Raw genomic sequence first — 10,927 nt, 5'->3', positions numbered from 1 at the left:
CGCACCTTGCCGACAGCGGGCCCCATCTTGCCCCTCGGGCCGCAGGCTGTCACGGAAGGAGTCTAAAGGCAGGGAAGGAACGTGGGGCGGCGGATGCGGGGGAGCTCTCACCAAGGTTCTGTGCATACGGCGTACGACTCCAGCCCGTCACGTGCCGTTCGGGATCGCCGGGGAAGGGAAGCGGCCCTGCTCATCGGACGTCGGGGAGCACCGGCCGCAGCCCGTTCCAGCGCCCGATCGCACAGCCGTCGGTCCGGTCGAAGACCGTGTCGATGTTCCTCCCCCGCCAGCTCCCGGTGATCCGGGCGGTCGCGGGCCCACCGGACTGCTGGGTGCACATCGCGTCCCCGGGGACCGGGGCGAACGGGTCCGCGCCCTCGGCCGCCAGCTCGTCCAGCCGGTCGCAGGCCTGCCGCGCCGCCGGGTGACTGCCGCCCGCAGGTCCGCACTCCAGCTCGAAGACCCCCTCGGACGTGGGGTCCCCCGTGTTCGAGACCGTCACCGTCAGCCGGGTGCGGCCGTCGTCCCCGTGCAGCAGCGGCAGCGGCAGCGGCAGAGGCAGCGGAAGAGGGGCGGCGGCCGCGGCCGGCACGGCGGCGGACAGTGCGGCAAGGGACACGACGGCGGTGAGGGCGAGGCGGCGCAGCATGCGGGCTCCTGTGCTCGTGCACTTCGACGGGAGGGACGGGGCAGCCGGTGGAACGGAGGAACGGCGGAGGACGGCGCCTCCGTCATCACTAACGCTCCGCACGCCACGGCGTTGCGCAACCGCGGATGCTTTGCCCTCGCGCCCGACTGCCTAGTACCGTAGGTCGCGATTGGTGGCACGACACTCAACTGTGTCATCATCTGCACGCACCACTCGCGCTCGCGCGGGGTGTGCTGGAGGCGTCGCCTAGTCCGGTCTATGGCGCCGCACTGCTAATGCGGTTTGGGTCTTAAAGCCCATCGAGGGTTCAAATCCCTCCGCCTCCGCTTTCTCACCGAAGCCCCGTGCCACCGGCACGGGGCTTCGGCCGTATCCGGACCCGATCGGTCCGGATGTGGCCCCGAGGTGACGTCCGGGCCGTTCGGGCGCCCGGTCCTGCCGTCGTCCGCGATGGACTCTCGATGGAGTCAGAACATCGTTTTCGCAGGTCAGAGGTGGTGTGGCTAAAGGATTTCGCACTACGGCGCAGGTCATGTAATGTTGTTCCCGCAACGCCGACCAGGCAGAAAAGCCCGGAACGCACAAGCACTCGTAGCTTAACGGATAGAGCATCTGACTACGGATCAGAAGGTTGCAGGTTCGAATCCTGCCGAGTGCACACAGATCAAAGGCCCCGCCGGTTCGCCCGGCGGGGCCTTTGACATCAGCCGGTGACATCAACGCCTGGATCGGCCGGGCAGACGACGTCATCAAGGCGTCGGATTACAAGACCTCGCCGTTGGCGTCAGGCCTGAGTGCGTCGTCCATCCGATCAGCAGCCGCCCGCAGCGTCGTCTGCATGACGTGTGCGTAGGTGTCGAGCGTCATCGTGATCGTGCTGTGCCCGAGCGTCTCCATGATGACCCGGGCGTCCACCCCCTGAGCGAGCAGAAGCGACGCGCACGTGTGCCGGAGATCGTGCACGCGGACGCGGCGCGCCTTGGCCTTCGTGCACAGAATCGTGAGCATGCGGTTCAGGCTGCGCGGGTCGATGGCCCGCCCCGTGGACGTCGTGAGGATGAGCCCGGTCGGCTGGTGGTCCAGCGGCCTCCACTTCGCACCGTCCACCTTCCGCTCCTCCTCCCGCTCGGCCCGGTGAGCGTGGAGCGCGTCCACGCAGCGCTTCGGGAGCGAGACCGTGCGGATGGACCGGGCGGTCTCAGGCGTACCGAAGAGGAGCTCCCTCTTGATCCGCTGGAGGTTCCGGCGAACCCGGAGCTGTCCTGCCGGCAGGTCCACGTCCGACCACGTGAGGCCGAGAACTTCCCCACGCCGGAGCCCGGGTCTGTGGACGGAGCCGGAATCGAGGGAGCCGTCCACCTTCGTCACCAAGCTGACCGTGGCGCGCACTCATGCTGGACAGAACCTTGGTGGTCGGCTTCTCGATCGGGCGGGCGACAGGGCGTACCGCGCAGGTGCCAAGTGGCTGCGCCTTGACGCCTGGACGACGAATGAGGCGCTACAGCGGTACTACCTCCGGCAGGGGTCCGCGTACGTGCGCACTGTCCGGGAGGGCGGTGCGGTGAACGGGGGTCCGCGCGTTTCCGGATGGCTCGCGCAGCGCCCAACGGCACCTGCTGACCACGGCTTCGAAGACAACACCTGACATCAATGACGGGATCCCGCTGAGTTACTCCTTCCAGGCTGTCGTCATCGTCCTCAATTGGCGTGTCGGGAAACACCGCATGGTCGCCCCGTTACCGTGCGGGGGTCGACCACAAAGGACTGCCCGGCGGCTGACGGGTAAGGGCTCCCTCAGCCGCGTAGCGGCGTGGCCCGATCGAGAGGATCTGGACCTTGAGCGATTTTTCCCGCCGATCCCTGCTCAGGGCGTCAGCGGCCGCCGGCGTCGGGGCGGTCGTCGTCCCGGGCCTTGCGGCCGCAGGCGCGCCGGACATTGCGGCCGCGAGCACCTCGGGCCTTCTGGCCGCGAGCGACCCGACCGGAGGGTCGTCGGGGTGTCGGCCGGCGAAGCTGACCGGCCACATCGTCCGCCCCGGTGACGCCTCGTACACGGATGATCGTATCGACTACGACCAGCTGTTCTCTCACTACCCGCTGGTCATCGTCTTCGCCCAGAAGACCCAGGACGTGGTGAACGCCCTCACCTGGGCGCGGCAGCACAACGTCGCACTGCGGGTACGCAGCGGCCGCCACGCCCTGGAGGGCTGGTCGAACATCGACAACGGCATCGTGATCGACGTCAGCCAGCTCAAGTCGGTCCACATCGACGCCGACGCTCGTATCGCGACGGTCGGCGCCGGCCTGACCCAGCAGGAAGCGGTGACGGCGCTCGCCAAGCAGGACCTCGCGGTCACGACCGGAAGCGAGGGCAGTGTCGGCTTGGTCGGCGCGACGATCGGCGGCGGCCTTGGCCCCCTCAACCGCTATCTCGGCATGGCCTGCGACAGCCTGATCGGGACCGAGGTCGTCGTCCCGTCGGGTCGCGACTGCGCCAAGGTGATCCATGCCGACCTGAAGGACCACTCGGACCTCCTCTGGGCGCTCCGTGGGGCGGGAAACGGCAACTTCGGAATCGTCACGCAACTCACCTACAAGGTGCACCCGCTCAAGCGCATCGCCTACGTGACGGCGACCTGGGACGGCCTTACGGACCTGCATGGGATCTTCGATGCCTGGCAGCGCACGGTACCGTTCGCCGACAACCGCCTCGGATCCGAAGTCGAGATCCACAAGTCCCAGATCCTGCTGTTCGCGTGGCTCGCGGAGGGCACGGCGGCAGAGGCCAGAAAGATGCTGGCCCCGATCCTGTCGATCGGCTCGCCCGATGTGAAGGTGCAGGTCGGCAACTGGGGCCCCATCTTTGCCGGAGCCCAGGTCCCGCGCTCGCAGGAGCCCGCCAACGTCAAGTTCTTCTCGCAGTTCGCCAAGAAGCTGTTCTCGAAGAAGGCGATCGACGTCATCGGCTACTACATGCGAAACGCTCCCACGGAGGACAGCAACTACTTCGTCGATGCCTTCCGCGGGGCGATCAAGAAGGAGCCCCGCGGCGGCACCGCGTTCGTGCATCGCGACGCGATCTTCTACGGCGAGATCGGCGCAGCCTGGGGGACTCCTTCGACGACACCAGGCGTCTGCGACCCGCTCACCTCGACGTGCCAGGCCTGGACCGCCGAATTCAGCCAGGCGATGCGCGGCTTCGTGGACGGCGCCTATGTCAACGTGCCGAACGTCGGCATGCAGGAGTGGGAGACCGCCTACTGGGGGAGGCGCCACTTCGAGCGGCTGCGCCAGATCAAGGCGAAGTACGACCCCTGCAACGTCTTCCAGTACGAGCAGAGCATCCCGCCCGCGTCACGCTGATCGACAGTTCGCCGTCGGGGCCCCGCCCCGGTCGGGCTCGGCCTTTCACGCAGAAGGGCCCGACGCAGTCGAAGGGGTGTCGTCAGCCTCGATCTTGCATGAGGGATCGTCAGCTTGCTGACGATCCCTTTGCTCGTTCAGAGTGAAGATTTCTGCTTGCGGGCAGGGCTGATGGTCCGGCTGTCGTGCCGGGTGGGCGCCGGGTTCCACGGCTCTGGTTGTGATGGTGCTGGTAGCTGGGATGGGATGCTGCTGGTCAGCCAGGGTCGGGCAGAGCTTCGAGCCGGTCGAGGGCGATCTGGATGATCTCCAGTCAGATCTGGCTCCGGGGAGTGTCGTGCAGGGCAGGTTGCCGCAGGCCGGTGGAACGGGCGGCGCGGATGCGGTCCTCGGCGCGGACGCGCGGTGCTGACGTCAGCAGCTGACATCAACAAGCACGGACAGCGGTGCATAGTCACGGACGGTTACCTGAAGCAAGGTGCGACGTTGGTGCAGTGGATGGCTTCTGCGACCTGATCGACTGCGACCTGCACGCGCCTACGGATCAGAAGGGTGCAGGTTCGAATCCTGCCGAGTGCACAACCGCCAGAGGCCCCCGGAAGAATCCGGGGGCCTCTGGCTTCTGCTGTGGCAGCACCCGCCTGCGGGGGCGGGGGCGGGTGCCGGTCGGACCGCCGCAAGGACGCCCGCCGCGCCGCCGACGTCATCGGGATCGTTGATCGGGCGAGTGCCGACGTCCTGCCCGGAGCATGGACGCGCGCATGGGGCGCAGGTCACGGAAGCAAACCCCATGGCCTCCCGCGCCGGCACGCAGCCCCCGGGAGCCGAACGAAGTCTTCAACCTGCATCGGACGCGGCTGCTAATCTCCACCTTTGCTTGATCGTTCGAAGACCATCCACCGGGGGGAGATGGCACTTCGCCTCATCGCCCCATGAATCCAGAGGGACTGAGGATGAGGATCGGCAAGGCAGCGATGCCGGTGCTGCTGGCGGGTGCGCTCCTGGGCACCCTGTCGGGCTGCGGATCTGACGGCGGTGCCACCGGCGGCGACAGCGCGCACGGGGGCGGCACCGGGGGCACGAGCGGCGGCCCGTTGAAGAGCAGGATCACTGCCCCGGCCGCCTTCGACAGCGCCAAGGGCTGGGAGGTCGAGGCCGACTGGCTTCCCCAGGGGCAGCCCTTGCCCTATGCGGTTTCGGGGAAGGGCGACTCGGTCGCGTACCTCGACAAGACGGAGCAGGGCTATGTCCTGAACGTCCGAGGGGCGTCGTCCGGCAAGGTGCTGTCCACGAGCAAGCCGTGGAAAGGCCCGAAGCTCACCGAGGAGCAGAGCGACGAGCAGTCCGGCGAACTGGCGGTCCCGCAGATCGCTCTGATCCCCGGCACGGAGCGCGACTACTTCGCGGTGTGGGCGCGTGGGCAGGAGCGCAAGGACGCGCTCCACGAGTACAAGGAGGTCATCTCCGCGGCCTTCTACCCGGCCGACGCCTCCGGGAAGGATCTGTCCCCGGCCGGCGCGGGGAACGCCGAGGCGCCGGACGGCGAGTTCGACCGGCCCAGTGTCTTCCCCGGACCCGGAGGCCTGGTCGTCACCTCGTACCGCGGCGACAGCATCCTGCTGTCTCCCGACGGCAAGGTCACCGACACCAGCGACGCGAAGGTCACGCTCAACGGGAAGGCGGTCGACCCCGACTATCTGATGTCGTTCCAGGGCCCGGAGGGGCTCGTGACCAACGGCGACGAAGGCGCCAGGGGCGACGGCGGCTTCGGTGCCGACGGTGGCTGGCAGAGCACGAAGGCGGCTCCGCCCGGCGTCGAAGCCGTCCGCAAGGAGGAGAACGTGGGCTTCGGCATGGAGGAGACACCGAACGGCCGCATCGTCGGTGCCGCCGGCAACTACGTGATGGCCAACTGGATCAAGGGTTCGGACGACATCTCCGCCGTCCACGACATCGGGACCGGCGCCGTCAAGGCCACCGCCCCGTGCCGGACCCGCGAGACCGAGTACGACGTGGATGTTCCGGGCCCGCAGAACCTCGCGGAGGTGCAGCCGGCCCTGTCACCCAACGGCCGCTACCTGGTCAAGGGCGGTAACGTCTTCGACCTGGGGACGGGCAGGGGCTCGTGCGCGGACAGCGGTGAGGGCGCCAAGAAGATCACCCTCGCGGCCGTCGGCGACGACGGCACCGCCTACGGCCAGGCCGGCGAGGACTCCGGTCTCCCTATCCGTGACAACGGGCGCCGCCAAGCCCCTGCCGGAAGCGACCAGCACCCCGAACGCGATGACCAAGGGCGCGGGCGTGTTCGTCTCGTACGCCGGCACGGACAGCATGCGCCTGATCGTCCTCGATCTGAAGAACTGAAGAACTGAAGAGGCCGGCCGGCCTGGTGCGCGAGCGGCCCCGTGCGGACCCCGGCCACCGGCCCCGTCCGGTAGCGTCCTTCCGGGGCCTCGGAGCTGCCGGTACGGCCGTTGCCGACCGATCCGGCCGGAGCTACGGATCGGAAGGTCGCAGCTCGGAATCCTGCCGAGTGCACAGCAGCCAAGAGGTCCCCGGAAGGATCCGGGGGCCTCTCGGCATTCCTCCACCGAATCGGAATCCGGGAGTTCGCGCATGGGCTGGCAGTGCACCGGGCTTCGATGGCCGGACGCGCGGGGGCTGCCCGTGCTGGGGTGGCGGCGGGGCGGGGCCGTACGGGTGAGCGCGCCGGCCTTTGGGACGGAGCTCGGGTTCCGGGCCGTGGGGCGGCGGGGCTGTGTCGGGGCGCGCGGGAACGCGTGTCCGATGGGCGCCGTGGTGTCGGGGCGGAGCACCGGGGCCCGGTGTCCGGAGTGTGCGCGGCTGGACCGGGCGCACTCGGTGGCCGCCGACACGATCGCGGACGACCCCCGGACGTACCGCGTGTATCTCGCCTGGTTCGGGCCGGGGATGGTGAAGGTCGGGATCACCGCGGAGGAGCGGGAGGCGGCGCGGCTGCGGGAGCAGGGGGCCGTGGTGTTCAGCTGGCTGGGTCGCGGGCCGTTGATGGCGGCGCGGCGGACCGAGGAGCTGCTGCGGTCGGCGCTCGGGGTGCCGGACCGGATTCCGTACGCCCGGAAGCGGGCCGTGCGCGCGGTGCTGCCGGGGGCGGCGGAGCGGCGTGCCGAGGTGGCGGAGCTCTACGGGCGGGCTGTGGCGCTGGAGGGGGCGGGGTGGCCGGAGTCGCTGGAGCGGTTGCCGTTCGAAGCGGTCGATCACACCGGGGTCTTCGGCCTGGACGGCGCGGTCGAGGTGGCGTGGGCGGTCACCGAGTTGGTGGACGGCGGTGTGGTCGGGGGACGGCTGATGGCGGCGGCCGGGCCCGATCTGCATCTGGAGACGGCGACGCACGGGGCCGTGGTGCTGGACACCCGGCTGATGACCGGGTGGGAGCTGGCGGGCGCCGATCCGGGGGCCGGGGTGGACGTGCCGGTGGCCGACATCGGGGGTGGTGGAGTGCAGGGCGGGCTGTTCTGAGATCGTCGGGGGGCGAACGGTGAAAGGGGTGCGGAGTGAGTGGTGACACCGAGGACGTCGCGCGGTTTCGGGAACGGCTGGGGCTGCCCGGGATCATCGATGTCCATACGCACTTCATGCCGGAGCGGGTGCTGCGCAAGGTCTGGGCGTACTTCGACTCCGCCGGCCCGCTGACCGGGATGGAATGGCCGATCGAGTACCGGCACGACGAGGACGAACGCCTCGCGCTGCTGCGGTCGTTCGGCGTGCTCCGGTTCACCTCGATGCTCTACCCGCACAAGGCCGGGATGGCGGCCTGGCTGAACGGTTGGGCGGCCGATTTCGCACGCCGGGTGCCGGACTGTCTGCACACCGCGACCTTCTTCCCCGAGGACGGCGTGGAGCGGTACGTGCGCGAGGCCGTGGAGGCCGGGGCGCGGGTCTTCAAGTCGCATGTGCAGGTCGGCGCGTACGACCCCAACGACCCGCTGCTGGACCCGGTGTGGGGGCTGCTCGCCGAGGCCGGGATCCCGGTGGTGACGCATTGCGGATCCGGGCCCGCGCCCGGCAAGCACACGGGGCCCGAACCCGTCGGCCGGCTGCTCGCGCGGCACCTGCGGCTGAGACTGGTCGTGGCGCACATGGGGATGCCGGAGTACGTGGAGTTCCTGGCGCTGGCGGAGACGTACCGGGAGGTGCGGCTCGACACCACGATGGCGTTCACGGACTTCACGGAGGACCACGCCCCGTTCCCGCCGGCCGAACGGGGACGGCTCGCCGCGCTCGGGGACCGGATCCTGCTGGGGACGGACTTCCCGAACATCCCGTATCCGTACGCGCATCAACTGCACGCGCTGGAAAGGCTGGAGCTGGGGGACGACTGGCTGCGCGCGGTCTGTCACGGGAACGCGAGCGCGTTGTTCGCCGTGGACTGACCGCGCGCGAAGGGGTGCTCGTGAGGGGCGCTCGCGAAGAGGCCGGTCCCGAGAGGGCGCTCCTGACGGGCCGCCTTTTCTCAGGGAATTCACAGAAACGGAAAAGGACCCTCTCAGAGGCGCCTCACAGGGTTGAGGCATGACGACGACCTCGCCCCTGGGGCGTACCGAACTGCTGAGGGCGGACCGCAGCCCCGTCCGTGTGCTGGTGGTGGACGACGAAGCTCCGCTCGCCGAGCTGCTCTCCATGGCCCTGCGTTACGAGGGCTGGGAGGTGCGCAGCGCCGGGGACGGTGCCGGTGCCGTCCGGATGGCGCGCGATTTCCGGCCCGACGTGGTGATCCTCGACGTGATGCTGCCCGACACGGACGGGTTCGCCGTACTCGGCAGACTGCGGCGGGAGCTGTCCGAGGTCCCGGTGCTCTTCCTGACCGCGCGTGACGCGGTGGAGGACCGGATCGCCGGTCTCACCGCGGGCGGCGACGACTACGTCACCAAGCCGTTCAGCCTGGAGGAGGTCGTGGCGCGGCTGCGCGGCCTGATCCGGCGCTCCGGTACGGCGGCCGTGCGCAGCGAGTCGACGCTCGTCGTCGGCGATCTGGCCCTCGACGAGGACAGCCACGAGGTGAGCCGGGGCGGGACGTCCATCCACCTCACCGCGACCGAGTTCGAGCTGCTGCGCTTCCTGATGCGCAATCCGCGGCGGGTGCTGAGCAAGGCGCAGATCCTCGACCGGGTGTGGAACTACGACTTCGGCGGACAGGCGAACGTCGTCGAGCTGTACATCTCGTATCTGCGCAAGAAGATCGACGCGGGACGGTCGCCGATGATCCACACCCGGCGCGGGGCGGGTTATCTCATCAAGCCCGGTGAGTAGCCCGGTGAGCGGACCGGTGAGCGGCCCCGTGCGCAGGCGCGTGGGCCGGCGGAGGGGGCCGTGGACGCTGCGGACCCGGCTCGTCGTCTCGGCGGTGACGCTGATCGCCGTGGTGGCCGCGGTCATCGGTTCGGTCACCACCATCGCCTACCGCAGCTACATGTACGGCAAGCTCGACGACCAGCTGAACGCCATCGCCATGCGGGCCGGGAAACCGCCCGGCGGCGGGGCGGGACCGATGCCGGGCGGCGTGCCGAAGAGCGACGACCCGCTGGCCTTCGTCGACGCGCGCGGGCTGCCCGTCGGAGCCTTCGGGGCCGTCGTGGCGGACGGCTCGGTCACCGAGTCGAGGGTGGTCGTGGAGACCGCCCTCACGCCGGGGCAGGGGACCGAGGACGGCGGACAGCCGATGACCGGTGCCCAGGAGAACGCCCTGGTGGCGGCGCAGACCCCTGCCGGGGACGGGGCGCGGAGCATCGATCTGCCCGGTCTCGGCTCCAACCGGGTGCAGGCCGTCGCGGGTCCGCACGGGACGACGATCCTCGTCGGCATGCCCGCCGCCGAGGTGCGCTCCGCCCTCACCACGTTGATCCTCGTCGAGGTCTGTGTCACCGGCGCCGGTCTGATCGCGGCCGGAATCGCGGGCGTCGCCATGGTCGGCGTCGCGCTGCGGCCGCTGCGCCGGATCGCCGCGACCGCGACCCGGGTCTCCGAACTCCCCCTGCACAGCGGCGAGGTGGCGCCACTGGAACGGGTTCCGGAGGCCGAGGCCGACCCCCGTACCGAGGTCGGGCAGGTGGGCGCGGCGCTCAACCGGATGCTGGGCCACGTCGGTTCGGCGCTGGAGGCACGGCAGGAGAGCGAGACGCGGGTACGTCAGTTCGTCGCGGACGCCAGCCACGAGCTGCGCACCCCGCTGGCCTCGATCCGGGGATACGCCGAACTGACCCGCCGCGGCCGTGAGGAGACCGGCCCCGACACCCGTCACGCCCTGGGCCGGATCGAGTCCGAGGCGGAGCGCATGACGGGCATGGTGGAGGATCTGCTGCTGCTCGCCCGCCTGGACGCCGGGCGCCCGCTCAGCCGCGAGAGCACCGACCTCTCCCCGGTCGTCGTCGACGCGGTGAGCGACGCCCGCGCCGCCGGGCAGCGCGGGCACCACTGGCGCCTCGACCTGCCGGACGAGCCGGTGACCGTGCACGGCGATCCGACCCGGCTCCACCAGGTGCTGGTCAATCTGCTGGCGAACGCCCGTACCCACACCCCGCCCGGCACGACCGTCACCGTACGGGTGCGTGCCGCGGCCGGCCGGTCCCCGGTGACGCTGGAGGTCCAGGACGACGGGCCCGGCATTCCGCCCCAGTTGCTGCCGCACGTCTTCGAACGGTTCGCGCGCGGCGACGCCTCGCGCTCCCGCCACGCCGGTTCCACCGGGCTCGGGCTCGCCATCGTGCAGGCCGTCGTCACCGCGCACGGCGGCCGGGTGGAGGTGTCCTCGGTCCCGGGGCGCACGGTGTTCGCGGTCCATCTGCCCGCGGAGCCCGGGGCCTGGTCCCCGGCCGCGCCGCACTCACAGCGGGGGGACAGGCTCAGCACACCGGTGTGACAGCGGGGTTGACGAATGTC

Annotated in this window: 8 protein-coding genes, 2 tRNA genes and 1 pseudogene; 9 read left to right on the top strand and 2 right to left on the bottom strand. The window is 70.2% G+C overall.

All coding sequences use genetic code 11. The annotated features are described in order from the left end of the window. Positions 1–190: 190 nt before the first annotated feature. Entirely contained in the window at positions 191–649 is a 459-nt protein-coding gene (locus tag ACIRP2_RS17330) for an SSI family serine proteinase inhibitor (protein WP_404251073.1), read from the bottom strand. Between the two features lie 235 nt (positions 650–884). On the opposite strand from ACIRP2_RS17330, the gene ACIRP2_RS17325 reads away from it, so the two are divergent. Together ACIRP2_RS17325 and ACIRP2_RS17320 are read left to right on the top strand one after the other, a co-directional pair. Beyond that, a tRNA-Ser gene (locus ACIRP2_RS17325) sits at positions 885–975 on the top strand. A gap of 259 nt (positions 976–1,234) precedes the next feature. After that, positions 1,235–1,307: transfer RNA gene (locus ACIRP2_RS17320), tRNA-Arg, on the top strand. 104 nt (positions 1,308–1,411) lie between these two features. Here the strand turns inward: ACIRP2_RS17320 and ACIRP2_RS17315 are convergent. Beyond that, on the bottom strand, positions 1,412–1,927 hold the full coding sequence (locus tag ACIRP2_RS17315; RefSeq protein WP_404251071.1) for a site-specific integrase: 516 nt from the start codon (positions 1,925–1,927) through the stop codon (positions 1,412–1,414). Positions 1,928–1,964: 37 nt separating this feature from the next. On the opposite strand from ACIRP2_RS17315, the pseudogene ACIRP2_RS17310 reads away from it, so the two are divergent. The 7 genes and pseudogenes from ACIRP2_RS17310 to ACIRP2_RS17280 all read left to right on the top strand — a co-directional run. Beyond that, positions 1,965–2,294: pseudogene (locus ACIRP2_RS17310) on the top strand (GNAT family N-acetyltransferase); the annotation flags it as partial. A 191-nt stretch (positions 2,295–2,485) separates the two neighbouring features. Continuing rightward, positions 2,486–4,012 (top strand): FAD-binding oxidoreductase, encoded by a 1,527-nt coding sequence (locus ACIRP2_RS17305; RefSeq protein ID WP_404251069.1) that lies wholly within the window; start codon positions 2,486–2,488, stop codon positions 4,010–4,012. Between the two features lie 953 nt (positions 4,013–4,965). After that, entirely contained in the window at positions 4,966–6,384 is a 1,419-nt protein-coding gene (locus tag ACIRP2_RS17300) for a hypothetical protein (RefSeq protein ID WP_404251067.1), read from the top strand. 244 nt (positions 6,385–6,628) lie between these two features. Then, on the top strand, positions 6,629–7,510 hold the full coding sequence (locus tag ACIRP2_RS17295) for a DUF2797 domain-containing protein (RefSeq protein ID WP_404251065.1): 882 nt from the start codon (positions 6,629–6,631) through the stop codon (positions 7,508–7,510). Between the two features lie 35 nt (positions 7,511–7,545). Beyond that, complete coding sequence (locus ACIRP2_RS17290) at positions 7,546–8,424, top strand: amidohydrolase family protein (protein WP_404251063.1); 879 nt, start codon at positions 7,546–7,548, stop codon at positions 8,422–8,424. A gap of 139 nt (positions 8,425–8,563) precedes the next feature. Next, positions 8,564–9,301 carry a response regulator transcription factor gene (locus ACIRP2_RS17285; RefSeq protein ID WP_404251061.1) on the top strand — a complete coding sequence of 246 codons (738 nt, stop codon included), beginning with the start codon at positions 8,564–8,566 and terminating at the stop codon, positions 9,299–9,301. Next, complete coding sequence (locus tag ACIRP2_RS17280) at positions 9,294–10,907, top strand: ATP-binding protein (RefSeq protein WP_404251059.1); 1,614 nt, start codon at positions 9,294–9,296, stop codon at positions 10,905–10,907. Before ACIRP2_RS17285 ends, ACIRP2_RS17280 begins: the two co-directional genes overlap by 8 nt. Positions 10,908–10,927: the final 20 nt, after the last annotated feature.

Origin of the sequence: Streptomyces sp. NPDC101194, from assembly GCF_044767885.1 — a bacterium.
In the GTDB taxonomy this organism is placed as follows: domain Bacteria; phylum Actinomycetota; class Actinomycetes; order Streptomycetales; family Streptomycetaceae; genus Streptomyces.
The sequence above is the reverse complement of the archived record's forward strand: the minus strand, read 5'-3'. Positions and strand labels throughout refer to the sequence as shown.